Origin of the sequence: Hydrogenophaga sp. (assembly GCF_051860785.1) — a bacterium.
In the GTDB taxonomy this organism is placed as follows: Bacteria; Pseudomonadota; Gammaproteobacteria; order Burkholderiales; family Burkholderiaceae_C; genus Hydrogenophaga.
In genome coordinates, this window is sequence record NZ_JBIMLB010000003.1 from 318,080 (window position 1) to 339,821 (window position 21,742).

A 21,742-nucleotide genomic window follows, 5' to 3' on the forward strand; every position below is an offset into this window, starting at 1 on the left:
TCCAGGCATTGCCATCAGGAGTGCCGCCATGCCCGAAATCCACGAAGTCGCGACGCTGACCTCCAAGGGTCAGATCACGCTGCCCAAGTCCATCCGGCAAGCGCTGGGCGTGGACACCGGCGGCAAGGTGGCGTTCGACCTGCGCGGCGGCGAAGTCGTCGTGACCCGCGCCGACGCCGACCATGAAGACCCGGCCATCGGCGCCTTCCTGGGGCTGCTGGAAGCGGACATCCGGGCCGGGCGGCACGTCCAGTCCCTGCCGGACGATCTGGCGCGGGCCATGCTGGCCAACGCGCACCACGCGGTGAACCTCGATGAAGACATCGAAGGCGAAGTGGCGCTCTGATGCAGCGGCACGGTTGGACGCTCCTGTTCCACGAGGGCGTGATCGAGCAGTTGCGCAAGCTGCACGCGGCCGCGGAACGGGCCGAACAGAACGACCCGCAGGGGTTCGAGAGCAACGCCAACGTCAAGCTGTTCCGGGCGTTGAGCCAGTTGATCATGGATGTCGTGCCGAGCGATCCTGCGCGCGACGAATTCCGCCAGGGCAACACCTTGGGGCCGGCCTACCGGCACTGGCGGCGCGCAAAGATCGGGAGGCGGTTCCGGCTGTTCTTCCGCTTCGACTCCAAGGCCAAGGCGATCGTGTTCGCCTGGGTCAACGACGAGCAGACCTTGCGGTCGTCGGGCAGCAAGTCCGACCCCTATGCGGTGTTCGAGAAGATGTTGGGACGCGGCAACCCGCCGGACGATTGGGCGGCGCTGGTGGCCGCAAGCCAGGCCGACTGGCGCGCAGCAGACAAGGACTAGACCGCGGTTGAAGAACAGCACAGGTTTCAATCGCGACACGGACAGGGATCACAGCCACACGACAGGATGAACATGAGGTAGCCACCATGAAGACCGCCGCACAGACCACCTTCGCAGAACGCCTCGGCCGGACACTGGGCCGGGCGTGGAGAGGCTGCGCGCGTCTGGATCGGCGGGCGCAGGGCTGGCTGCTCGCGCAGGGATGGGCGCCTGGCATTGCCAAGGCCGCGCTGCTGGCCGTCAAGCTCGCTGCGATCGGTGTCCTGCTCTACACCGCGTTCTGGCTGGCACTGCTGCTTGCGTTCGCGCTGGTCGGCGCCTGGGTAGTCCGCAACGACGATGGGAGCTACGACGAGGAACACAAGCCGGAATGGCGATACGGCCCTGCCGGGTACGGCCTCTACACCCATGACGATTACCGGATCGACCCCCACGATCCAGAAGACGAGCAAGCCTAGAGGCGTTACTTCGCTGCTTTCATAGCGACACCCGCACCCCTGCCGCCAGCAGCTTGGGCATCCCTGGTTCCTGCCGCCAGCCCTTGAATTGCCGTTCCCGCGCGCACGCCTACCCAGCCCAGCGCAGCCACCCAGAAGGTAGGCAGCACGATGAACATCGTCGCCATGACGAAGTTCAGCAGCATGTCGCCGAAGGCGTTGTTCAGGCCGATCAGCGGATCGAAGTTGCTGTGCGGCCGGTTCGCGCCGAACCCCCAGCCGTAGAGCGCGTCGAGGATCGTGCTGTCCAGCCAGCGCGCGAGCTGGAACCAGAAGTCCACGAAGAACAGCGCGAACTGCACGCAGCTCACCGCGACCAGCGCCTTCAGCTCGTAGGTGCCGAAGACCAGCACCAGCGGGATGCAGATCACCAGCGCCATCTTGAGCAGCGACAGCACCATCGGCAGCGCCTGGCGTACCACGTCCATCGCCGGAAAGAAGCCCAGCGAGCCCATGGTCAGCCCCAGGTCGCCGGCGCCGCGCGTCACGACGTTGGGCAGCGTCTTCTCGATCTGGCCGCCGTAGTCGGTGTAGACCGAGCCCTGGTTCATCTTCTGCTGCCGCGGCGAGACCACGGCGCGGATCACCGAGTCGTTCACCTCGCTCTGCGACAGGAAGCCCGCCCAGCGGCCGATGCGCGTCAGCAGGTCGGGATCGACCTGGGCCAGCAGACGCGCGCGCAGGCCGCTGCCGCCGTCCGACCACCACTGCCGGCACGTGGGGTAGCCCCCGCCGCTATCCACCTGGGCCAGCCCCGCATCGCGCGTCGCGTCGTAGGGCCAGGCCGTGCGTGGCGTGTTCGAGTGGTAGGTGTCGTAGAAGCCCGCGTTGTTCAGGAAGTAGCTCGAACCGATCCAGGTCACGTCATTCATCTGCTCGTCGGAGAGCGTGGGCCGAGACATGAACAGCTTGGCGCGCGAGGGGCCGTAGCAGTCATGCACGAAGTCGCCGACCTCCTGGGCCAGCACCGGGTCATCGATGCGCGTGGCATCCACGTCCATGCGCATCTGACGCAGATCCGTTCCGCAGGGGATGGCCGCCACCGCGCCGCCCGTCACCGCCTTCGAGATGGCGTGCATGAAGAACCACCACACCGGCACCAGCGCGCTCTGGTTGTTGAGCGTGGTGTAGGCGTTCGACCAGCCCGTGTCGGTGGGCTGCGGGACGCTGACCTGGCATTGCGCGGAGCGCGTCGTGTCGAACTTGATGGTGCTGAGGTCGACCGGAATGAAGGGGATGCCGGCGAACAGGATGACGACGATCGCCACCCACACGCGGTTCTCGATGCGCATCGATGACAGCACCCCCTTGTTGCCCTCGTCCGCACCCTCGGCCCGCGCGCGCAGCCATTCCTGCACCACCATGACCACGAAGGGCAGCGCGAATACGCCGCTGGCCACGAGGATGTTCCAGATGCCGTTGCTGACGATCCACCCGACCAGGGTCAGGTAATACTCCAGGTAGTCCGTTGTGTTGAGCGTCATGGCGTTCTCCAGGGCTCAGCCATTGCGCAGTAGCTGGCTGCCTTCGAGCAGCACGAGGGTGGCGACGGCCGCGATCTCGGCGCGCAGCAGGCGCTGATGGGTCTCGGCCAATGGCTCGCGTTCGCGCAGGGGCCGACGCATCCACCACCAGCCGTAGGCCGTCGCCGCGTAGAGCAGCAGCCGCCAGACGAGGAAGTGGCCCGATTGCTCGCGCAGCCACTGCTCCCAGCCGTCGATGCTGCCGACGATGTGGAGGCCGACGACGTTCACGCCGACCGCGATGCCCGCCACCAGCAGCACCCACAGCAGCACGATGCCGACGCGGCGGCCGAGCAGCCGTGCCGGCCGCAGCCAGGCCCGGCTGGTCATGGCCCGCTCCGCGGCTTCTGCACTTCCTTGAGCCGGTCGCGCGTCGTGTCGCCCTCGAAGATGCCGCGCGAGCCCGCGGCGCGGGTGCCGTGGCGCTGCACGATCGCCATCGCCGAATTGCCGGCCAGCGTGCGCCGCAGCTCCAGCTCGGTCTTGAGGTTGTTGATCTCCTGCTCCAGCGCGTTGTTCTCCTGATCGACCGCCTTCACGGCCAGCTCGTTGGCGGCGACGTTCGGCTCCTTCTTGCCGGTCAGCAGCGTGCGCTGCAACAGCAGGGCCTTCTCCAGCACGCTCGACAGCGCGGCTTCGGACGCCAGGCGCTTGCCGAGCAGGTCTTGATCGGGCTCGTCGCGCAGCGCCTCGATCACGCCGCGCGTGATCGGCAGCGAGTTGCTGCCGGCGGCTTCGAGGTTTGCCACCGTCATCGGCGTCGAGCCCGTCACGAGGCCCTGCAGTGCCTGCAGCTTGGTCTCGTACTCTTCCTGGATCACCGGCGTCAGGCCGACGCCAGGCGTGGTCTGCGTCTTGGTGCAGGTCTCGCAGGTGCGTTGCTCGCGCTCGCCGAGCACGCGGGTTGCGAAGTCCGCTGCGGCCTGCGGCGAGGACCAGGTTTGGCAGGTCAGCCGGTTGCCGCAGGACGCGCGCGGGATGGATGAGGTGTCGCTGACGCCGCGGCTGTTGAGCAGGTTGTAGCCGGCACGGGTCACGTCGCCGACCACCTTGATGGAACCCTGGCCCGAGCCGCCCGCGTTGCCGCCGCCCACCCAGGGCACGCCGTTGTTGCCCTTGTTCGATTCGGCCTGCTCGACGGCGGACACCGCATCGGTGCTGCTCACCGCATCGCGCAGCGCGAAACCTTCGGCGAGCTGATCCCACCCGGCCTGGCCGCCGGCCATGTCCGCCATCCGGTTGGCCATCGCCTTGCACGTCAACTTGCTGCGGTCGAAATCGAGCCGAGCCTGCAGCACGCCGTTGGTCAGCAGGTTGTAGAGGCCCGGATCGGCGCGCTGGATGATCAGGGCCGGCAGCGACGCCACGGCGCTGGTGGCGCTCTGGATCACCGAGGACATGATCTGCTGAAAGCCATTGGTGAGGCCGTTCAACTGGTTCTGCAGCGTCGTCGTGATGCTCATGTTTCCGCAGATCAGGTTGCTGTTCCAGCCGATGCCCACGCCGATGCTCTGCATGTTCCCGGCGCCGCCCATGGACACGGCCCGGCCGCCGCCGATGCTGTAGAGCACGTCGTCGCCGATGACGCTGCCGCTCACGCCGACGCCGGTGGGGCTGATGCGGGTCTGCGCCCACGCGACGCCGGCTGCGGCCGTGACGGCGCAGGCGAGCGCGATGCTGAGCGCGTAGGGCCTGGCGCGCTGTGCGAAACGGGAGAGAGACGCTTTCATCGGAATACCTCAGAGGAAATCGACGCTGCCGAGGAAGACCTGCCCGCGGCGCTGGCAGCAGGCATAGGGCCGCCACAGCGCCCAGGCGTAGTCGCCTTGCTGGGCCTGCACGCGCGTGTTGGAGTGGGGGAACACGGCGCAGGAGTTGGAGAGGGTCGGCGTCAGCTCCTGCCACTTGCCGGTGGAGGCATCGCTCTCCACCAGGGCGCCGGCCGGCCAATAGCCGTCGCTCGAACTCGCGAGCAGCGGCTGGTAGACGTGCGGCTGCATGCGCCGCGTGACGACATCGCCCGCGCGCTGCGCGACGACGGCGCCGCTCTTGTAGTCGTCGGTCTGATGCAGGAAGCCGCCGCGCGGATAGACGTTGCCCCACAGGTTGAGCGTCGTGCGGCCGCCGATCTCGCGCATGCCGGGGATCACCGCCTCGGGGTACACCATCTCCGGGACGTTGTAGCGCCAGGCCAGCGTGTCGAGGGTGCTCAGCAGGTACGGCATGAAGGCCGTGCCTGCGCCCTGGCAGGCGTAGCCGGACGCGCTGGCGAACTGGCTGAACACCGAACCGCCGGGATGCCCGATCACGTCGGCGTTCTTGAACTTCGCCAGGTTGTTCTCGTTGTCGTGGTTCGTCGTCCCGTCGCCGCCGGCCTGCGCCGTGGGATTGGGCATGCTCATGGCGCGCACCTCGATCCACGGGTTCTCGCCGGTGTTGCTGTAGCTCGACACCACCGCGTCGGGAATGTAGTGGCGCACCTTCACCGAGGTGCGCACCTTGCAGCCCGTCCAGGTGCAGAACAGCCAGTAGCAGATGCCGACGACGCGATATTCCAGGCAGTCGGGCGACAGGGCCGAGGACACGATGGTAGCCGTGTTCAGCGCGAAGCTCGAAGCGGCGCCGCCGAGCAGCACCGAAGCGATGGCAAGGCGGGCCCGGCGCGACGACGCCGACAGCAGGCGGTTCATGGCTGTGCCCTCCGATGTGATTCGATGCGTGCCACGGCGCGCGCGACATCGGGCTCGCCGTAGACCACGTAGCGGCGATCGACCACCACGGCAGGCACCTTGGCCAGCCCCAAGCCCCAGGCATCGGCGACGCCCTGGTAGGCGCTGCCGATGCGGCGCTGTAGTGCCTGGCTGCCATCGCGCAGGCGTTGCTGCACGAGCGCGGCCGCGCGGCCCGGATCGGCAGGCAGGCCCGCGGCCAGTTCGGCCTCGATGCGCTCGGGCAGATCCAGCTCGATCACGCGCGCGCCGGATGCGGACTGCACGGGATGGCGGCTGTCGGTCACGACCAGCACGTCGGCTGCGGATGCGTCCTGGCCGAGCAGGCACAGCAGCAGCCCTCCCGCGCAGGCGATGCGCGTACACCGCAGCCGCGGGATGGGTTTCAAGAAGGGAGCCGTCATGGCGGGCGTCCTGGGAATGAGAGCAAGGCTCTAGTCGAACGCCGAAGGCAGTCCAACCGCGACAAGGAATGCGCACCGCGCGCGCTCCGCTTTGGGCAGACAGGCGAAAGAAAAGCGGGAGCCGAGGCTCCCGCGGGGACCAGGCGGTCAGCGGCGCTACAGCAGGCCGGATTCGGCGAAGGAGTACGGCGTGCCCTTGCCGACGATGAAGTGATCCACCACCCGGACATCGACTATCGCCAGGGCGGCTTTGAGCCGGTCGGTCAGCGCCTGATCGGCGGCCGAAGGCACGGTCATGCCAGATGGATGCTGGTGGGCCAGGATGACCGCCGAGGCGTTGAGGGCCAGGGCGCGCTGCACCAGCACCCGCGGGTACACCGAGGTTTGATCGACCGTGCCCTTGAACATCGGCTCGTAGGCGAGGACTTGGTGCTGAGAGTTGAGGAACACGACGGCGAAGACCTCGTTGGGCTCCGCGACCAGCTTCAGATGCAGGTAGTCGCGCACGGCGGCGGGACTGTTCAGCATCGGGCCGGCCTTGAAGATGCGTTGTTCCAGCAAGGCGATGGCCTGGCGGATGATCCAGTCTTCGTGCTGGGCGGCGATCAGGCTGAGCGACTCGGGACGCGAGTCGGCGACGACATAGGACATGGCGAACCTCCACGGGATGAAGTCGGAGGACGCCTGTCCCGGGAGGGACAAACCCTCCGGGGACGATGAAGAACAAGCGGCAGAAGAGCGGGCATCCGCCACCGCATGCACAGTGGCTGTTCGCGTCCAGGGATGCGCAGCGAACGGGGTCGATCAGCACGGCCAAGCCGCGTCGTAGCCTTGAAGATCGTGGCTACCTGGGCATGTCTCCGAGAGACTCGGCAGGCATTTCCTTCGATGCGGGCTCGGCCGCTGCACTGGCCGCCAGCAGGTCGATCGCGGACAGCAAGGCATCTCCTTCGACCGGGCCGTGCAGCAGCAGCGTCTTGCCGGACTGGCGATCCTGCAGGCGCAGCGTGGGCGTGACCTTGATGCCCTCCTGCGCCGCGCTCGCCGACTGTGCGCGGATCAGCGCATCGGGGCGGTCGCTGTCGAGGCACTGCTGCGCGGCCGGCGTGAGGTCGGGATAGCGCAGGCCCTCGGGCAGGCCCTGACCGTCGCCGCGGGTGTGCGTGTAGACCCACTCGGCGGCCTGCCAGAACGCGGCCTGGCCGCCGGCCTCGCCGACGCACTCCACCAGGCGCGCACCGGCAGACGCGGCCGGCTCGTGCAACGGCAACGGCAGGTGATGCCATTGCCAGCTCACGTCCGGGTGCGCGTCGATCCAGCGCTTGAGCACTGCGAAGTAGGCGCGGCAGAACGGGCATTCGAGGTCGGCGTACTCGACCACCGTGAAGCGCGCATCGGCGCGGCCATAGCGCCAGGGCGGGCCGGCTGGTGCCGTTGCCGGCGCAGGCGTTGCTTCTGCCGAAGGAAAATCGGGTTCGGCGGGCGGCGACTGCGGCCGCAGGCCGAGCCATGCGGCCGTTGTCAGGGCCGCGGCCATCAGCAGCGCGACGACAAGGACGGTGCGGGACGGCGCGAAGCGAGGGATGCGCATCGTGGACTCCCCGTCACGCCAGCGCATCGAGCACCAGCGGCTCGATGCTGCGGGCGCGGTCGATCTTCTCGGCGATCTTGAAAGCGGCGTCCAGTTCGCCGATGCCGTACTGCTGCATCAACTGGAAACGCTCGGCCTTCTCTTCCGGCTCGGTCTGAGCCAGCGCCAGGTACAGGCTGGGCGGCACCGCGCGGAATAGCACTTCCATGCTCTTGGAAAGGATCACGCCCTCGCTGAACTTGCCGGCCTCCTTGCGGGCCGACAGCATCAGCGCCTTCTGCGCCGCGTTCAGCTCGCGAAAGCGCGCGATCTTCTCCACCTCGTCGGGCGGCATCGAGAGGCAGATCCACCACTCGATCATGTTGAGCATGGGCTCGGCGGCCTTGGGCAGGTCGTCGATGTTCTGCGTCGCCAGCCAGTACCAGGCGCCGAGCTTGCGCCACATCTTCGTGATCTTGACGACGTAGGGCGCAAGCAGCGGGTTCTTGGTGATGATGTGCCCCTCGTCCGTCACGTTGATGATCGGCCGGCCGAGGAACTGGTCGCGCTCGGCGATGTTGTTGACCGTGTTGATAAGGCTGATGTAGGCGATGGAAAGCTGCGCGTTGTAGCCCTCGCGTGCGAAGGTCGCCAGATCGACGATGGTGATGTCGGCCTCGGGCCAGGGCGTGCCGGGCCGGTCGAACATCTCGCCGTCCACGCCCTGGCAGAACATATCCATCGCGTCGGCCATTTCCAGCAGCCGCGCGCGCCGCACCTCGGGTAGTGCCGTATCGCGGGCGCGCTCGCGCAGCGCATCGCGCACGTCGCGCGTCAGGACGGTGCGCTGGTTGGCCACGCAACGCTGGGCCGCATCGAGGATGCACTGGCGGATCAGGCTGCGGTCGGCGCGCGTCATGCGCGCCTCTTCCTTGTCCTCGCCACCGGTGATCATCAGCCGCGCGGTGATTTCCAGCTCGCCGAGCACGTCGCGCTGCTCGTCCACTTCGTCGCTGCGGCTCGCCGCCTGCGCTGCGGGCTCCTGGTCCTCGTCCAGCGCATCGGCATCCAAGGTCTGCACCTGGCTGGGCGTATCGACCAGCCGGTGCGCGTCGGCGAACGGCGCGAGACTGACGCCGGCGCCGGGCGCGAGCTTCACGCGATGCACCTTGAGGCCGAGCCGCGTGGCGAAGTCGCCGAACAGACCGTAGCTATTGCCAGCCTCCACGATGAACAGCCTCGGCCGATAGATGGCCGTGACCTGGTTCAAGATGTTGTTGAGCGTTGCCGACTTGCCAGAGCCGGTCGGCCCGAACAGGAACAGGTGCGCGTTCATCTGGCGGTCGAGCCGGTTCAAGGGATCGAAGGTGATCGGCCCGCCGCCGCGGTTGAAGAACGTGATGCCCGGATGCCCCGTGCCCTGGCTGCGGCCCCACACCGGCGCAAGGTTCGCGGCGTGCTGCGCGAACATCAGTTGCGTGTACCACTGGCGCTTGTCCAGCGCCGGATCGAACACGCACGGGAGCCAGCGCAGGTAGCTGTTCAGCGGCGCCACCTCGTCTTCCTCGCGCACCGGCTGCAGACCGGCGTTGAGCATGACGTTGACCAGTTGCAGGCCGCGGGCGTCGAGCTGCGCCAGGTCGCGCCCGCGCAGGTAGAAGGCGAGCGCGCCGCGGTACAGCTTGTGCGCGCTGCCGATCAGCCCGCGCGCTTCCTGCACGTCGCGGCGTGTCTGCTCCGAGGCCAGCGTCTCGCCGACCGACTTCTTGCTCAGGTGGTTCAGGTGAGCTTCGAGCACGTCCTGCGGCGTCGCGACGACCGTCAGGCACATCACCGTGTCCTCGGGCATCTGGTCGAACAGCGCATTGACCGCATCGCCGCCCTTGCGGGTTTCGCCGGTGACGTGGCCGGTGGCGGGCGGCATGCGCAGCCGGTCCATCACGATGACCCGGTGCGGCATGCCGTCGAACACCCAGGTGCCGTTCGCCATGTCCGAGCGCGGCTGGCCGAAGAACAGGCGGTGCGCGAAGTCCCCGCTGGCCAGCTCGATCTCGCCTTGCTCGGTTTCCTCGGGGTAACGGGTCAGCTCGTAGAAGCGCTCGCGGTCATCGGCGCTGGGGCCGAGCAGCGTCGGGTGCGGGTTGAACCAGCGCAGCAGCCAGTCGTGGATGTCGTCGGCCGCCATGCGCCGGGACTTCACGCCCGCGTTGGCGAGGCCGCCCACGAGCCGGTCGCAGATCGTCGTCAGTGCCTGCTCGGGCGACTGACCGCGCCGCGATGCGGTCGTAGCGCTCGCACGCCGGTAGACCACCATGCGCACGCGCCGCACCTGGCCGCGCCACGGCAGGCGCGTCACCGTCGTGTCCTCGAACAGGCCGCCGGGCTTGGCGATGGCGCGCAGGTGATGGCCGAAGAAGCGCAGGTAGAAGTCGGTGAAGGCGCTGTCCTGGGCGCGCGGCCGAACGTAGTCGGCCAGCCCGCGCAGGTAGTTGTCCCAGCTCGATTCGTCCTGGGCATAGAGCTGCACCACCCAGGGGTTCTCGTCGAGTTCGTCGAAGGAGTCCTGCAGTGCGTTCTCCAGCGCATCGCGCGCCTGCCACAGCCAGGCCATCTCGCGGCCCTCGGTGCCCACCGGCGCCAGCTCGAAGAAGCCCGCCACCGACTGGCCGTCTTCCAGCAGCATGCTCTTGGAACCCGGCAGGTACTCCACCCAAGGCAGCAGGTCGGCGAAGGACGGCGCCACACCGTAGAGCGCCTGCTGGTCCGCCTCGGTAGCAGGACGGTGCAGCCGGTCATCCGCGACGGTGCCCGGCTCCGGGATGCCGTGTGCCGCCAGTGTCGTCACATGCCGCGACCAGGCATCCTCGTCGTGCAGCTCAGGGCCAGCCGATGCGAGGGCCTTGCGCGGCCAGGGCAAGGTCCAGGCCATCAGTAGTCCTCCAGGCGTTCGCCGGGCATGGCGTACTGGACCCTCTGATACAGGGGAAAGACGGTGGTGTAGCCAGGCACTGGCACCGGATCGCTGCCAGCCAGGTGCGGGAACACGTACATGACCAGATCGGGGTTGGGGAGCCGGTGGAACTGGCGGTAGATCTCGTTGGCCGCGGTGCGCGTGTAGGCGGTAGCGGCGGCGGGCGCCGCATGCACGTCGGCCTCCGTCAGCGGCCGGCGCAGGCCCTGGCGTGCATCGAGCAGTTGCCGCGCCGCTTGCCCGCCGCCGGCACTGCCGCCCGTCTCCTGGTTCCACACGTCGAGCATGGTGTAGTCGCCGTGCGGGAGTACCTTGTCCTTGCTGGTGGCGCAGCCGCCCAGCACCACGACCGCGCACAGCACCACGGCCGATTCAATCCAAATCCGACGCATGCTTGCCTCCGATGCGGTGATTGACCCGGCGCCCCTTGGCGTCGTAGTCGATGTTGAGCGGCTGCTCCAGGTGCACGGCGACCTTGGCGCCGGGGCGCACGTAGACGGCGGCGAAGGCCTGCCCGTAAAGCTTGTTGACCCAATCGGCCATGTCGCGCACACCGCCGGCCAGGATGCGGCCCATGGCCTCGTTGCCGGTAATGCCCACCGTGCCGAGCGAGCCGTTGCTGTTGGCGACCACGGCCACGCTGCCGTTGTCCGACTTGATGAGGGAGGCCGCACCGGCACCGGCCGCGGTGATGAGGGCCTGCGAACCGAGGTACTGCTGCGCGTTGCTGCGCCGTTCCCCGCTGACGCAGGGGACGCCGTAGGGGTCGCTGATCCAGCCCAGGCCGCCGTGCGTGGTGCTGTTCGCGTTGCCGCCCGAGCCGCCGTTCTGGTTGCGGTTGCCGTCCTCCGGCATGGTGCGCACCGTGCCGTCGTTGAAGACGAACGTCACCGAGCGGATTTGCCCGCGCACGCAGGAAAGCGTCCAGTCGCCCGAGGCCGTGCCGCTGACCACCGCGCCCGCCACGTCGGGAATGTCGATGCCGTTGGCGGTGAGGTTGTCCGGGCCGATCAGCACCTTGAAGGGGTACGGGTCGTTGACCGTGCCGTCGATCGGCACGCGGCCGATCAGCGCGGTCATCGCGATGGAGCCCATCAGCGTCGAGTTCGACGGCACCGTGTAGACCGGCTTGGACGACGTGCCCACGGCGCGGCTGCCTGCATCCGCGACGGTGCTGGCCACGTTGTCGGCCGTGTCGGAAAGCGTCTTCTGCGCCGGCCCGAAGCTGGTCGGAAAGTTCAGGCCGCCGCTGCTGCCGTTCTTCGCCGAAGGCTTCGCATCGTCCGGTTCCACCCAGCGCGTGCCGCTGGTGCTGCGCGCGGCGCCGCCCTGGCTGCCGCTGAAGCCCTTGCCGTCGCCGTCCTCCAGGCCGAGCCCGACCGGCAGATCGGCCTGGCCGCCCTTGCCGGAAAGCCCATCCAGGCGCCGCTGCAGGTCTTGCAGCAGGCCCTGGGTCTGCTGGCGGTCGCCGGCCAACTGCTCGCGGTCCTGCTGCAGGCGGCCGCGTTCACCATCCAGCGCGGACTGGATGCGCTGGTCGATCGCGCTTTCCCGCGCGCGCATACGCTCGTTCTCGCTCTTCTGGTTCTTGTTGTCGTTGAGCGCCGTCTGCAGCTCGTTGCGCAACTGCTTGACCTGGGCCACCAGTGTGGCAACGGTATCGCGCGGCGTGTCGCCCTCGATGCCCAGCGCCTTCATCTCTTCGGGCGTGAGCGAGTTGGCGCTGCCGGCCGGAACGGGCTTGGCGCCGCGATCCCCGGAGAACATCTTGATGCCGACGAACAGCAGCACCAGCGCCATCGGGATCAGCAGCCACTTCAGGAGGGGGTTACTTTTCATGGCGGGCACCTCCTTCGGCCTGGCCGGCCGCCGCGGCCGGCGGCAGGTTCACCGTCGCGTCGATCGGTGAGAGCTTGGGCAGCAGCGACTCGGCCAGGCCGTGGCCACGGGTCACGAGGTAGACCACCGTGGTGTCGGCGGCGCGGCCGGCCGGCGCCAGATTCGGGTGCTGGAAGGTCGCGGCGAGAAAGTCGCCCTGCAGCGCGCGGGGATCGAGGTCGAGCCAGCGCCCGGAGGCGTTGGTGAGCTTCACCGCCGTCACCCACTGGTCTTCGAGCCGCCAAGCGGCCAGCGCCTGCGCACGCACCGGCAGTGTGGGCAGCAAGGTGGAAAGCTCCAGCCCACGGCGCAGATTGACGCGGCCGAGGCCGGGAACGGGCTCCACGGTGCGCAGCGGCGCGTAGAGGTTCTGCGCCGCATAGCGCGTGAGCACAACCGCCACCGGCGTGGCGCGCTTCGCTGCGGGTACGGTGCGCTCCGCATCGTCGTCCGCCGGCTTGGCCGGCTCGCCGTAGCGCGTCGCCGGCACGTCGCCTTCGACGATGCGCACGGGTTCGAGTGCAGGCTGGCCCGCCTTCGCCGGCTCGGCCGCGATGTCCAGCAGGATCAGCGCGCCCGACTCCACGTCCTGCAGTTGCAGCCGTGTGGGCGGGATCGGCGCGCTCGCGCGCAGGTAGATCGCGCCACCAGCGCTCTGCACGCGCAACTGCTCGCCAACCGTGGGCGGCACACCGATGCGCACGTTGCGCTCGATGAACACCACGCGCTCCTGGCCGACCACCAGCGGCACCGCCAGCGGCAGGCGCTCCCAGCGCAGGATTTCGACGGCATGGGCCGCAGGCACGAAGGCCAGGCACAGCAGCAGGCCAGCCAGGGCCGCCGCAGATGAACGCTTCACGAGGGACTTCATGGGGTGTCTCCCTGCAAGTTGGAGCCGGCGCTTGCGGCCCGGCCGGGCGGCGCCGCAGGCGGCGGGGTCTCGATGCGCTCCGGCGCGCGTGCATGGCAGTCCAGCGCCAGGCCGAAGGGGTTGCGCTCGGGGTCCACGTCCATGCGCACAACCTTGAGTGCATAGCGCACGAGCGCGCGCTTGACCTGCTCGGCGCCCAGGTACTCGTCGGCGCTCACGTCCAGCGTGACGATCCAGTTGTTGGCCGACACGGTGCGCACGCGCATGGCCGGCTCGTCGCCGTAGCCGCGGCCGGGAATCTCGTAGATGCCGCGCACGCGCTGGCGTAGCTCGCCGTTGCTGCGCCGGAATTCGTAGTCCTGCTGCAGGAAGGCACGGCAGCTCGGCGTGAAGTACGCAGACAGTGCATGCAGGTTGCGCGGGTAGTCCTGCTCGCCATTGGTCGGCCAGCGCTGGGCCTGCTGCCAAATGTAGAAGGTGAAGGCGTAGACGCTCTCCGGCGGCACGTCCCACCACTTGCGCGTGCTGCCCGAGCGCAGGTCGGGTGGCACGTGGATGGTCAGGCTCTTGGGTGCGCTCCACCAGCCGAAGCCGAGCAGCAGCGCCACGACGAACAGTGCGGCGCCAGCCAGGCGCAAGGTCTTCACATGCGCCTGCAGGTGCGCGACCTCGTTCTTGAATCGGCTCATGGTCTACCTCGACGCAGGGACGGATCGGGCCGCAGGCGCCGCGTGGACCACCAGCCCGACCGGGTGATGAGCTGGCCCCCGCCCGCATGCGCAGCCAGCGCGGGGTAGCGCAGCGCGAGGCGCCACTGGAGCTGGCGGTACAGCCAGGTGTCGGGCCGGCCGCGCTTCCACCGCCGCAGCAGGCCGCCGCCCACGAAGACACCGACACCGATGCCGGCGACGATCAGCGTGGGCACCATCGCGATGCTGTGCGTCAGCCAGGCCAGCGGTACGCCGGCCACGAGACCGGCCGCGCCGGACAGCCCGGCGCAGACCCACAGCTCGTCGGCCGTGAGCCCGCGCACGACCACCGGGTGGCGGTTGAGGCGGTGCGGCAGGAAGGTCACGAGCCCGTCGCGCGACGGACTCTCCAGGGCGCCGGCCATCGTTGCCGGGCCTTACAGGACGCCGGTAGCCTTGGTCAGCAGCCAGATGCCGACGACCAGCAGGATCGCGCCCACCGCGACGGTCAACCCGAACTGCCCCCACGTTGCGCGGCCGGTGTGGATCTCGGCGTAGCGCGTGTAGGCGTGGTAGCAGACGCCGACGAACATCGAGGCGACGACGAGCAGCGCGATCAGCAGCACGATGTCGTAGCCGTAGTTTTGCAGCGTCTGCATGATGCCGCTGCCGGTGCCGCGCGACGGGTCTTCCAGCGTGGGAAGGTCGGCGAACGACGGCAGCGGCGTGGCGGCGATGCCCAGCGGGATCAGCAGCGCGGCGATGCGCGCGGCGGGCCGCGACGTGGGACGGCGAGAAGTAGCGGGAGCGTTCATGGCGAAGTACCTTTCATGGGGTCAGGACAGGAGGAAAAAGCCCAGCACCAGGTACATCGCGACGAAGCGCACGATGACGCCGAGGAACTGGCGTTGGGTCAGGTGGTGCTCGGCCCAGCCGACATAGGCAGTGCGCATCGCCCACACGCCCCACAGCAGCAGGATGGCGAAGACGAAGCCGAGCACGACGGTGGAGACGGCCCCGGGCGCGAAGCCGCCGTTGGCCGTGAAGGCGGCGACCTGATCGGCGGAAGGCGTCATGGCGACGGCGCCTCCTTGGGCGACGTCGCAGGCGCCGCGTTACTGCGCGTGTAGTCACCGGCCAGCGGCACGGGATCACGCGGCTGGGCGCGTTGCGGAACGAGGTAGTCGCGCACGCCGGTGCGCACGCGCTCCAGGTCGGCGCGCAGCCGCGCGTAGTCGAAGTGGTAGCGGGCGCGCTCCTGCGGCGCGGTGGTGGCGGCGTGCTCGGCGAGGCGGTCCAGCAGTTCGAGCTGGCGCGTTACCGCGGCGAGCATCTCGCGCTCCGCAGCGTTGTCGGAGGCGTCAGCGGCGATGGCGGGCTGCAATCCGGCAGCGGCAAGCAGCAGCGCGGCAACACGCACGGCCCAGGGTGCCTCGACGGCGAAGCGCCGAACCTGCGCGGGATTGCGAGTGGTTTCCATCGAGCCGTTCTCCGAGGGATGCGGATGGCTCGATGCTCAAACGGCCGGTCTTCCGGCGCCGCAATCAATCGGAACCGGCCAGCCACCGCTTTCCGCGGCAAACTCCGCTGCAGAGGAAGGAATTTCCCCGATGACGTCGTCTTTAATGCACTACCGTCTGAGTGGAGGTGCAAGTCAAGACGATGATGGTTGTTGCGCTAGTGCTCTACTCCACGGGGAAGAATATCGACCCTTCGCCTGATCTCGGCACCAACTCTGCATACAGAGATCTACGCCCGATGATGACAGCGAGCACTGGCCGCTTGTCCCGACGCTGCGCTGCCAACAAAGTCCATTCAGATCTGTCAAGGCTAGAAGGCTGGGGATGGTCTTCCGGGTGGGTATGCCATTCGCCTAAATAGCGGACAGTTCCCTGACTCGCCGTCCATCGCGACAACGCAATAGCCTCATGACCAAACGGCATCCGCTCGAACAGATAGCGAAACCGCTTGTCCCACGCGGTAGGAACCGTCGCCTGCTCAATGAGCAAATGGGCTCCATGTACAGAACCAAGCAAGAGTCCGCCCGCTTCGCAGTCGGCATCACTAGCCTGGATATGCTGACTGAATGTCTCCAGCGTCTGGGTCGAAAAATGCAGCAACCTGCTCTTGTCGCCAGTTGCCCAGGACCCTAGGAATTGCATAGAGGGCAATCATGATCTCGCAGAGGATCGCAGTCAGGCGTGGCCAGATGATGGGTCTGGTCGATCAGCCGGGTCCGCAATGCAGGAGAGTGGACGCCCTTGACCCAATCAAGGGCCATCTCAGCACCCAAGCTGGCTGCCTGCACCGACACCGAAGCCGGAAATGGCACGTACAAGCCCTCGCACCCGTGGCCTGCCAAGATGTTAGGCAGAGCATCAATGGTCGAGCGAAGTTCGCCTCTTCTGTGGCTCTGCCATAGGCATCGGTAGCACGCACCCGATGCGTTCGTTCTCAGGAGCGCACGCACAGCCGTTCCCGGCCCTTCGATCCAAACAGAAAGCATGGGCGTGGGAGCCCTGTAGCGGCCGCACAGCCAATGCCCGAGGGATTCTTCGCCGGTGGCATCGATGAGTAGGTCCAGCTTTCCCAGTTGGGCCTGTCTCACGTCCACGGGGAGCGCATGAACCTCGACGCCTGGCGACAAGCGCTTGAGTTCCTTCGCCATCGCCTCAGCCTTGTTCGACAACAGGTCCGGGAAGCCGAGCCGATGCCGTCCGATGTTCTGTGGAAGGAGGCCATCAAAATCCACCAGCGTGAGTTTCCCTCCGCATGATCCTGCCCCGGCCTTGACCAGCATGTCCGAGAGGTATCCGCCGATCGTGCCGCAACCCACAAGTGCGATTCGTTTCCCCGCCAACGTTTTCGACTTGGGGATGTTGCGCTGGGCCAGATACCGGTCATCGATCCTGATCACTGAGACGGGCATTACCTTCAGCCCAAAACTCGAATCCCTGCGATCAGCAAGCTTGGTCTTTTGACTCACTTGGTGGTCAAAGAGCACGGCAAAGCCGTAGGTCATCAGTGGCGATTCGATGATGATCAGGACGCCATTTGCTTTTTTGCTTTGCCCTTCCTTGATTCGTTCGTGAATCTTGCGCCGACACCGTGGGTCCAGGGTGCTTTGCCAAGCCAAGACGTCCCCCACCGTTTCGGGGGGCCAGTGGCTGGTTAGTGGGCGGGGTTGCGCGGTGGTCTTGACCCGGTATGTCAGCACCGTTTTATCAGTGACCTGGTAGCCGAGTGAATGCAACTTTCTTGTTGTTCGATCTTCGTTGTCGGTGATGAACCAGAGTGGATTCCCATTGGCTTGCGCAACGATACAGTTTTGTCGCCCCAGATCTTCGCCTTGCATGTCCACAAAACAAAGCCAGCCGTTCCAGTAGGCAAAGAACTCTTCGGCGAGATCTTCGATCATCTCGCCCTTCAAGATCTGCCCGAGCACCGCTGCCGCCCGTTGCAGGCACGCCAAGGACTGCCCTACAGGATCGTAGATGTCCAGCACGACAGTTCCCTTGGCCAGATAGCAAAGGCCGCCCTCCGCGCCAAGATGAGGAACTGCATTGGGCAGTTCAGGCGGAATTTCGAGCAGCCGAATGCGAGGCAGGTCGAAGAAGGTAGGGTCGAGCTGAACCTCACATGGAATGCCATCGTCCGCGCCGCACGGGATCAACGGCCCCCTCAGCTTGAACCAGCCGTCGTCCGTCTTGCCGACAAACTCGAAGCCTTGCAGCCTGAAGGCTTCGACCACATCGGAGACCACGGCGACGCTGCTCATCCGGCCTTCGTGCGCCCGACCAATTCGCTCGGACCAGCCGTAGCCGGCGCTGCGGCAATGGTGGCGACAACGGATACCACCTTGACCCGGTCCGGCTCGTTCGGAAAACGCGGACCGAATTCGCCTTGCATCCAGACGCAGGCCTGTGAAGGGCTGCCGGCGTTGGTGGCTCCGCGCAGCACTTTTTCGAATGCTTCGAACGCTTTCGCAGCCTCTTCGACGCCCTCTTTACCAAGGCGTGCAGTAAGCGACTCCGACTCATCAACGGGGTTGTTCACCCCCGCGCGCAGCCGGGCCGGCAATGCCGCGACGACATCCAGCAACGCCAGGTCGTCGCGCCGATCCCGCTTCTCGAATAGCGGAGCCGCAGCGGCCATCAACAGAATCGAAGCCGGTCCACCGCTCGACCACCGCCAATCGCGAAACGCCTTCAAGTAGCGAATCACGCGGCGGAACTGTTCGCCCTTGGCCTCCACCTCGCCCAAAAACCATTCCTTCACAGGCCTGGGGTCGGAGGGCATCCAGTTGCACTCGCGGTGAGCCAGGAGCACTTTATCAGCGGGCAATGCCGTCCAGGCATCCCGCTCTGCCATGTTCACCGCCTCCGTCAGCGAGTCATAGCCGTATCGCTCCATCGAGGCTTTCGCGAGCGTGACGAATTCTTCGTCGGGGATGGCGTACAACGGAATGTCGATGTGGGCATAGGCCGCAATGACAATCCGGATGCATGTCGGCTTGTCGGTGACAAGCTTCCAGTGCTTCTCCTCGACCAACAGCCTCAAGGCTTCTTCAGCAGCTGCAAAGAACACCGTTGTGGCCCTGCTGGGACGCTTCGTCTGCGAGACAAAACTCAACGGCAGATAGCAACCATCATCGACATCCGCCTGCTGGGGCCGTTGTGCCGGGCCGTTCAAGGTCTTGTACGCCCACGATCCTTGCGTGAAGAAGCGTGGCTGCGGCACGTCGTCCGTGTACCCGCGTTCGCGCAGCACGCGCGGAATTCCGGTGCGAAGGCAGTTCCTGACATCATTTCGGGCGCTGGCGATCCAGGCTCGTTGCTCGGGCGACAGATCCAGCTCGTCATGCATGCAGGATTCGTCATCGACGGTGGTAAAGAAAAGCGGGCTCAGGTTCAGCATTCGGCCTCCGGCACATTCTTGTTGGGGCCGTGATAGAAGGTGGGTGCGCCGGCCTGGTGCGCTCGAAACGGTTGGAAAAGAGGGTCGCCAAGCGCGCGCTGCGCTGCATGATTGCCGCGGTCCTTCAGCGTATTCGTGGCGCCGATGGAAACCCGGTCCAGCGCCTTTACGTCCTTGCTTTGATCGGGCGTGGCCTTGTCGTCGATCTGGAAGTAGTTGCTACCCAACGACTGGCGCAGCATGTAGTCCACCGACGACTCCTGGGCAGAGATCACCAGATCGAACAGCCCTCCGCGCCACTTGCCGAATCCGCGGTCGAGGCTGGCGCCGCCACGGACGGTTGCACCGATCGTCATCGTGCCGATGGACAGCACCCGGACCAGTGCATTCTGTTTCGGCGCGAGGAACGTATTGACTTCGTGCAGCCCGAACAGTCCTGGCGCATTGCCGACCAGTCCTCCATCCGCAAAGACGCCACGATCGTTGCGCGCTAGCGGAAAGTAAACGGGCGCAGCGGCGGTCGCCAACGCCACATCCACGATCCTCATGCGGTGGTCCATCTCAAATGAGGGATGGTGAGGCGTTTTGAAGAACTGGCCGCGCCCCGTCGAGTAGTTGACGGCTGGCACGAGAACGCGGTGCTTCAAGTTGCCGATCGTGGCGTCTTGAAAGCGCTCGGTCAGCACGCCCCGCAACCCTGCGGAGTCGTGCTTGGCGGTCAACCAGAAGCCCAGAAGGCGCCGAGCGAGACTTCGGCAACCAAAGATGCGGGAGCCCTGTCGTTCGAACAAGGCTTTGAGTTCAATGGCGGGGATTTCCGCGGCCAGCCCCAAGGCCAGCATCCCGCCTGCAGAGGTGCCGCAGATCAGGTCGAAGTGCGAAGCGATGGGGCGGCCTAGCACGGCTTCAAGCTCGGCAAGAACCGTCGCTGTGTACAAGCCGCGATAGCCGCCCCCAGACAGGGCGAGCACATGGTAGGTGGGCACGCCCATCATGGCACTCAGCCCTTCGGCGGGAAGGAGTCGTTACCGTGGCTGTCCTTGTCACGGATGCGACCGTCCGGACGGTGGATGACCAGTTCGGACTGCTGGTTGCGTGCGATGTCCCGCGCCGCGTCAATGGCCTGCTGCTGCGTATCGTGCACGGAGGTTGCCCGTTGATTGCCGGCACCCTTGACGGCCCAACCGTCCTGGTGAGGAACTACATGCTGATTTTTGCCTGTCATGGCGAATTTCCTAAAGTTGAACCATCGAGACCCCGGCCAGCCGGCCGGGTTGCCAATGACCACCGGTTGAAGCAAAATTCGTTGCTCTTGCAGACAACGGGCGAGTCAAGCCAAATCAACTTGCTGCAGTCGTAGAACTCACTTCTGTTGTCTGGCTGGACAACAATGTATCAGACTTGGTGCCAAGCTGCAATTGGTGGGCTTGGTGCCGCAGAACGCAACTGCTTCGGACCGGACACACACCGTTGTCCGCCGCAGCCACAAGGAACGGAACGGATGTCACAAACAGGCCTGGGCGTCGCCCTCAAGACGCTACGCGAGCGCAGAACCCTCTCATTGCGCGAAATCGGTCAACTGTCTTCGGTGGACCATGCCTATGTCCACCGGCTGGAGTCCGGCGAAAAGACAAATCCGTCAGTGGACTTAGTCGAGAAGCTGCTGAAGGTTCTCAAACCAGGTGAAAGAGATGCTGCGCTGGTGATGTGGCTTGTCGACCATGCGGAGGCCGATCCCCGCCTTGTTGAATTCGTGCTGAACGATCCTTCCATCAGCATCGACATCTTTTCGGCTGCAGCAGGCGTGAGGCATCGTGGAAATACAAGGCCCGATCCCGCGACACTGATCGCCCGGATACAGCGAGCATTCGAGGACGAGGACGACTGAATATGGATGAAGCGGATGTCACACAGAAAGCACGGGCCTTTGTTGCGAAGGTTGATGTGTCCGGCATCCGAGAAGACCTGACGCCCTATGTGGTCGCGGCCAACGCCAAAGTCAAGAAAGAGGAGCTTAGTGAGGGGGAGTCCGGCTACACGATCACCAAGCCGAATGGCAAGCACGTGATCACGGTGAATTCGCTGGAGACAGAAGAACGCCAACGCTTCACCATCTGCCACGAAATTGCGCATATCGTCCTTGCGCTGGAATCGAGCCACGAAGAGGTGCCGTCCTGGTCCTATGCGAAGCGGCATCCGAACGAAATCGCATGCGACACTTTCGCCGCCGAGTTGCTGATGCCGTATCAGCAATGGCTATCGCTTGTGCCCAAGGAAGAACCTTCGCTGGAGCTGATCCAGGGCATGGCGGCGCTTTTCAGCACATCATTTCCCGCCGCTGCGTCGCGGTTCGCCTCCCTCAGCGACATCCCTTGCGCCTTCGTCACCATGGAGCGCGGTGCAGTGCGCTACGCGGCACGCTCCACCAGTTTGCGACAGGCTGGGGCTTGGATATCTCCCAGGTCTGCCATTCCTGTCGGCTCTGTGGCTCACCGTCTCCGTTCTTCAGGCAGCAGTGCTGCCGACACAGATGAGGTTGCACAAGACATCTGGTTCGACAACTGGGAAAAGGGCCTCGATCTCTGGGAACTCTCCAGGCACTACGCACGTACTGACACCACGACCTCGCTGCTCTGGTTCGACAGCGACGATTTACCTGAGGTCGAAGTGAACCGCTTCGGTGTACGCGTCGAGGACGACGGTGGCTTGGCTGAACTCACTGGGCAGCTACCGTGGCCGGGACGCAGCAGGCGCCGCTGAGGCCATTTGCGTTCGTGTGTCTGAGTGGCCACATGGCCTCGAAGATGTAGGGTGGATGCAGTGTCAAAGGTCAAAAGATGTTTGGTGTCGATGAGTCGCCATGAAGAGTGAGACGGAGATTAT

General features: G+C 66.1%; 26 protein-coding genes. 5 read left to right on the forward strand and 21 right to left on the reverse strand.

The features are described from left to right. The first annotated feature begins 28 nt into the window (after nucleotides 1-28). The 3 genes from ACTIF6_RS06790 (at nucleotide 29) to ACTIF6_RS06800 (ending at nucleotide 1,268) form a co-directional block, all read left to right on the forward strand. Nucleotides 29-346: a type II toxin-antitoxin system PrlF family antitoxin gene (locus tag ACTIF6_RS06790; RefSeq protein ID WP_003454724.1), complete on the forward strand. Its 318-nt coding sequence runs from the start codon at nucleotides 29-31 to the stop codon at nucleotides 344-346. Beyond that, the gene (locus ACTIF6_RS06795; protein WP_003454727.1) at nucleotides 346-810 is read left to right on the forward strand and encodes a type II toxin-antitoxin system YhaV family toxin; all 465 of its coding nucleotides are present in this window, start codon (nucleotides 346-348) and stop codon (nucleotides 808-810) included. Before ACTIF6_RS06790 ends, ACTIF6_RS06795 begins: the two co-directional genes overlap by 1 nt. Before the next feature lie 86 nt (nucleotides 811-896). Next, on the forward strand, nucleotides 897-1,268 hold the full coding sequence (locus tag ACTIF6_RS06800) for a DUF3742 family protein (RefSeq protein ID WP_003454730.1): 372 nt from the start codon (nucleotides 897-899) through the stop codon (nucleotides 1,266-1,268). A 5-nt stretch (nucleotides 1,269-1,273) separates the two neighbouring features. On the opposite strand, the gene ACTIF6_RS06805 is transcribed toward ACTIF6_RS06800, so the two are convergent. The 21 genes from ACTIF6_RS06805 to ACTIF6_RS06905 all read right to left on the reverse strand — a co-directional run bounded on the left by ACTIF6_RS06805 (nucleotide 1,274) and on the right by ACTIF6_RS06905 (nucleotide 20,084). Beyond that, the gene (locus ACTIF6_RS06805) at nucleotides 1,274-2,791 is read right to left on the reverse strand and encodes a conjugal transfer protein TraG N-terminal domain-containing protein (protein WP_003454733.1); all 1,518 of its coding nucleotides are present in this window, start codon (nucleotides 2,789-2,791) and stop codon (nucleotides 1,274-1,276) included. Between the two features lie 15 nt (nucleotides 2,792-2,806). Beyond that, nucleotides 2,807-3,160 (reverse strand): hypothetical protein, encoded by a 354-nt coding sequence (locus ACTIF6_RS06810; protein ID WP_439587243.1) that lies wholly within the window; start codon nucleotides 3,158-3,160, stop codon nucleotides 2,807-2,809. Then, entirely contained in the window at nucleotides 3,157-4,560 is a 1,404-nt protein-coding gene (locus tag ACTIF6_RS06815) for an integrating conjugative element protein (RefSeq protein ID WP_003454739.1), read from the reverse strand. Before ACTIF6_RS06815 ends, ACTIF6_RS06810 begins: the two co-directional genes overlap by 4 nt. A 9-nt stretch (nucleotides 4,561-4,569) precedes the next feature. Further along, nucleotides 4,570-5,520, reverse strand: a complete 951-nt coding sequence (locus tag ACTIF6_RS06820) for a TIGR03756 family integrating conjugative element protein (RefSeq protein ID WP_096068856.1) — start codon at nucleotides 5,518-5,520, stop codon at nucleotides 4,570-4,572. Continuing rightward, nucleotides 5,517-5,963, reverse strand: coding sequence for a TIGR03757 family integrating conjugative element protein (locus ACTIF6_RS06825; protein ID WP_003454745.1), 447 nt, complete (start codon nucleotides 5,961-5,963; stop codon nucleotides 5,517-5,519). The genes ACTIF6_RS06820 and ACTIF6_RS06825 overlap by 4 nt, the downstream gene beginning before the upstream one ends. Nucleotides 5,964-6,119: 156 nt before the next feature. Beyond that, on the reverse strand, nucleotides 6,120-6,614 hold the full coding sequence (radC, locus tag ACTIF6_RS06830; protein WP_003454748.1) for a RadC family protein: 495 nt from the start codon (nucleotides 6,612-6,614) through the stop codon (nucleotides 6,120-6,122). A gap of 193 nt (nucleotides 6,615-6,807) precedes the next feature. Beyond that, nucleotides 6,808-7,554, reverse strand: a complete 747-nt coding sequence (locus ACTIF6_RS06835) for a DsbA family protein (protein WP_003454752.1) — start codon at nucleotides 7,552-7,554, stop codon at nucleotides 6,808-6,810. Nucleotides 7,555-7,567: 13 nt separating this feature from the next. Then, on the reverse strand, nucleotides 7,568-10,462 hold the full coding sequence (locus ACTIF6_RS06840; protein WP_003454755.1) for a conjugative transfer ATPase: 2,895 nt from the start codon (nucleotides 10,460-10,462) through the stop codon (nucleotides 7,568-7,570). After that, the gene (locus tag ACTIF6_RS06845; protein WP_033873709.1) at nucleotides 10,462-10,896 is read right to left on the reverse strand and encodes a TIGR03751 family conjugal transfer lipoprotein; all 435 of its coding nucleotides are present in this window, start codon (nucleotides 10,894-10,896) and stop codon (nucleotides 10,462-10,464) included. Before ACTIF6_RS06845 ends, ACTIF6_RS06840 begins: the two co-directional genes overlap by 1 nt. Then, nucleotides 10,877-12,343, reverse strand: coding sequence for a TIGR03752 family integrating conjugative element protein (locus ACTIF6_RS06850; protein ID WP_003454772.1), 1,467 nt, complete (start codon nucleotides 12,341-12,343; stop codon nucleotides 10,877-10,879). The genes ACTIF6_RS06845 and ACTIF6_RS06850 overlap by 20 nt, the downstream gene beginning before the upstream one ends. Beyond that, the gene (locus tag ACTIF6_RS06855) at nucleotides 12,333-13,253 is read right to left on the reverse strand and encodes a TIGR03749 family integrating conjugative element protein (RefSeq protein ID WP_003454777.1); all 921 of its coding nucleotides are present in this window, start codon (nucleotides 13,251-13,253) and stop codon (nucleotides 12,333-12,335) included. Before ACTIF6_RS06855 ends, ACTIF6_RS06850 begins: the two co-directional genes overlap by 11 nt. Further along, on the reverse strand, nucleotides 13,250-13,942 hold the full coding sequence (locus ACTIF6_RS06860; protein ID WP_003454780.1) for a PFL_4703 family integrating conjugative element protein: 693 nt from the start codon (nucleotides 13,940-13,942) through the stop codon (nucleotides 13,250-13,252). The genes ACTIF6_RS06855 and ACTIF6_RS06860 overlap by 4 nt, the downstream gene beginning before the upstream one ends. Further along, complete coding sequence (locus tag ACTIF6_RS06865; protein WP_003454784.1) at nucleotides 13,939-14,367, reverse strand: TIGR03750 family conjugal transfer protein; 429 nt, start codon at nucleotides 14,365-14,367, stop codon at nucleotides 13,939-13,941. The genes ACTIF6_RS06860 and ACTIF6_RS06865 overlap by 4 nt, the downstream gene beginning before the upstream one ends. Nucleotides 14,368-14,379: 12 nt before the next feature. Next, nucleotides 14,380-14,757: a TIGR03745 family integrating conjugative element membrane protein gene (locus tag ACTIF6_RS06870; protein ID WP_003454787.1), complete on the reverse strand. Its 378-nt coding sequence runs from the start codon at nucleotides 14,755-14,757 to the stop codon at nucleotides 14,380-14,382. A gap of 21 nt (nucleotides 14,758-14,778) precedes the next feature. Beyond that, entirely contained in the window at nucleotides 14,779-15,018 is a 240-nt protein-coding gene (locus ACTIF6_RS06875; RefSeq protein ID WP_003454790.1) for a TIGR03758 family integrating conjugative element protein, read from the reverse strand. Next, the gene (locus ACTIF6_RS06880) at nucleotides 15,015-15,422 is read right to left on the reverse strand and encodes an RAQPRD family integrative conjugative element protein (RefSeq protein WP_003454792.1); all 408 of its coding nucleotides are present in this window, start codon (nucleotides 15,420-15,422) and stop codon (nucleotides 15,015-15,017) included. The genes ACTIF6_RS06875 and ACTIF6_RS06880 overlap by 4 nt, the downstream gene beginning before the upstream one ends. 205 nt (nucleotides 15,423-15,627) lie before the next feature. Continuing rightward, the gene (locus ACTIF6_RS06885) at nucleotides 15,628-16,104 is read right to left on the reverse strand and encodes a Mov34/MPN/PAD-1 family protein (RefSeq protein ID WP_003454794.1); all 477 of its coding nucleotides are present in this window, start codon (nucleotides 16,102-16,104) and stop codon (nucleotides 15,628-15,630) included. Next, entirely contained in the window at nucleotides 16,092-17,720 is a 1,629-nt protein-coding gene (locus ACTIF6_RS06890; protein WP_003454796.1) for a ThiF family adenylyltransferase, read from the reverse strand. The genes ACTIF6_RS06885 and ACTIF6_RS06890 overlap by 13 nt, the downstream gene beginning before the upstream one ends. Further along, on the reverse strand, nucleotides 17,717-18,859 hold the full coding sequence (locus ACTIF6_RS06895) for a CBASS cGAMP synthase (protein ID WP_003454798.1): 1,143 nt from the start codon (nucleotides 18,857-18,859) through the stop codon (nucleotides 17,717-17,719). Before ACTIF6_RS06895 ends, ACTIF6_RS06890 begins: the two co-directional genes overlap by 4 nt. Next, entirely contained in the window at nucleotides 18,853-19,854 is a 1,002-nt protein-coding gene (locus ACTIF6_RS06900) for a CBASS cGAMP-activated phospholipase (RefSeq protein ID WP_003454800.1), read from the reverse strand. Before ACTIF6_RS06900 ends, ACTIF6_RS06895 begins: the two co-directional genes overlap by 7 nt. A gap of 5 nt (nucleotides 19,855-19,859) precedes the next feature. Further along, complete coding sequence (locus ACTIF6_RS06905) at nucleotides 19,860-20,084, reverse strand: DUF2188 domain-containing protein (RefSeq protein WP_003454802.1); 225 nt, start codon at nucleotides 20,082-20,084, stop codon at nucleotides 19,860-19,862. Between the two features lie 276 nt (nucleotides 20,085-20,360). On the opposite strand from ACTIF6_RS06905, the gene ACTIF6_RS06910 reads away from it, so the two are divergent. Next, a complete protein-coding gene (locus ACTIF6_RS06910; protein WP_003454804.1) occupies nucleotides 20,361-20,747 on the forward strand; it encodes a helix-turn-helix domain-containing protein in 387 nt (128 codons plus the stop codon). Nucleotides 20,748-20,749: 2 nt separating this feature from the next. Then, nucleotides 20,750-21,619, forward strand: a complete 870-nt coding sequence (locus tag ACTIF6_RS06915) for an ImmA/IrrE family metallo-endopeptidase (protein ID WP_003454806.1) — start codon at nucleotides 20,750-20,752, stop codon at nucleotides 21,617-21,619. The last annotated feature ends 123 nt before the right edge of the window (nucleotides 21,620-21,742 follow it).

Bases quoted from the DNA above. Each gene is read 5' to 3' on its own strand.
- ACTIF6_RS06845 (WP_033873709.1), bottom strand. From the start codon at position 10,896: ATGCGTCGGATTTGGATTGAATCGGCCGTGGTGCTGTGCGCGGTCGTG.
- ACTIF6_RS06800 (WP_003454730.1), top strand. From the start codon at position 897: ATGAAGACCGCCGCACAGACCACCTTCGCAGAACGCCTCGGCCGGACA.
- ACTIF6_RS06790 (WP_003454724.1), top strand. From the start codon at position 29: ATGCCCGAAATCCACGAAGTCGCGACGCTGACCTCCAAGGGTCAGATC.
- ACTIF6_RS06810 (WP_439587243.1), bottom strand. From the start codon at position 3,160: ATGACCAGCCGGGCCTGGCTGCGGCCGGCACGGCTGCTCGGCCGCCGC.
- radC (WP_003454748.1), bottom strand. From the start codon at position 6,614: ATGTCCTATGTCGTCGCCGACTCGCGTCCCGAGTCGCTCAGCCTGATC.
- ACTIF6_RS06840 (WP_003454755.1), bottom strand. From the start codon at position 10,462: ATGGCCTGGACCTTGCCCTGGCCGCGCAAGGCCCTCGCATCGGCTGGC.
- ACTIF6_RS06825 (WP_003454745.1), bottom strand. From the start codon at position 5,963: ATGACGGCTCCCTTCTTGAAACCCATCCCGCGGCTGCGGTGTACGCGC.
- ACTIF6_RS06910 (WP_003454804.1), top strand. From the start codon at position 20,361: ATGTCACAAACAGGCCTGGGCGTCGCCCTCAAGACGCTACGCGAGCGC.
- ACTIF6_RS06875 (WP_003454790.1), bottom strand. From the start codon at position 15,018: ATGACGCCTTCCGCCGATCAGGTCGCCGCCTTCACGGCCAACGGCGGC.
- ACTIF6_RS06850 (WP_003454772.1), bottom strand. From the start codon at position 12,343: ATGAAAAGTAACCCCCTCCTGAAGTGGCTGCTGATCCCGATGGCGCTG.
- ACTIF6_RS06915 (WP_003454806.1), top strand. From the start codon at position 20,750: ATGGATGAAGCGGATGTCACACAGAAAGCACGGGCCTTTGTTGCGAAG.
- ACTIF6_RS06900 (WP_003454800.1), bottom strand. From the start codon at position 19,854: ATGATGGGCGTGCCCACCTACCATGTGCTCGCCCTGTCTGGGGGCGGC.
- ACTIF6_RS06805 (WP_003454733.1), bottom strand. From the start codon at position 2,791: ATGACGCTCAACACAACGGACTACCTGGAGTATTACCTGACCCTGGTC.
- ACTIF6_RS06865 (WP_003454784.1), bottom strand. From the start codon at position 14,367: ATGGCCGGCGCCCTGGAGAGTCCGTCGCGCGACGGGCTCGTGACCTTC.
- ACTIF6_RS06820 (WP_096068856.1), bottom strand. From the start codon at position 5,520: ATGAACCGCCTGCTGTCGGCGTCGTCGCGCCGGGCCCGCCTTGCCATC.
- ACTIF6_RS06895 (WP_003454798.1), bottom strand. From the start codon at position 18,859: ATGCTGAACCTGAGCCCGCTTTTCTTTACCACCGTCGATGACGAATCC.
- ACTIF6_RS06890 (WP_003454796.1), bottom strand. From the start codon at position 17,720: ATGAGCAGCGTCGCCGTGGTCTCCGATGTGGTCGAAGCCTTCAGGCTG.
- ACTIF6_RS06795 (WP_003454727.1), top strand. From the start codon at position 346: ATGCAGCGGCACGGTTGGACGCTCCTGTTCCACGAGGGCGTGATCGAG.
- ACTIF6_RS06905 (WP_003454802.1), bottom strand. From the start codon at position 20,084: ATGACAGGCAAAAATCAGCATGTAGTTCCTCACCAGGACGGTTGGGCC.
- ACTIF6_RS06870 (WP_003454787.1), bottom strand. From the start codon at position 14,757: ATGAACGCTCCCGCTACTTCTCGCCGTCCCACGTCGCGGCCCGCCGCG.
- ACTIF6_RS06885 (WP_003454794.1), bottom strand. From the start codon at position 16,104: ATGCAATTCCTAGGGTCCTGGGCAACTGGCGACAAGAGCAGGTTGCTG.
- ACTIF6_RS06815 (WP_003454739.1), bottom strand. From the start codon at position 4,560: ATGAAAGCGTCTCTCTCCCGTTTCGCACAGCGCGCCAGGCCCTACGCG.
- ACTIF6_RS06855 (WP_003454777.1), bottom strand. From the start codon at position 13,253: ATGAAGTCCCTCGTGAAGCGTTCATCTGCGGCGGCCCTGGCTGGCCTG.
- ACTIF6_RS06860 (WP_003454780.1), bottom strand. From the start codon at position 13,942: ATGAGCCGATTCAAGAACGAGGTCGCGCACCTGCAGGCGCATGTGAAG.
- ACTIF6_RS06835 (WP_003454752.1), bottom strand. From the start codon at position 7,554: ATGCGCATCCCTCGCTTCGCGCCGTCCCGCACCGTCCTTGTCGTCGCG.
- ACTIF6_RS06880 (WP_003454792.1), bottom strand. From the start codon at position 15,422: ATGGAAACCACTCGCAATCCCGCGCAGGTTCGGCGCTTCGCCGTCGAG.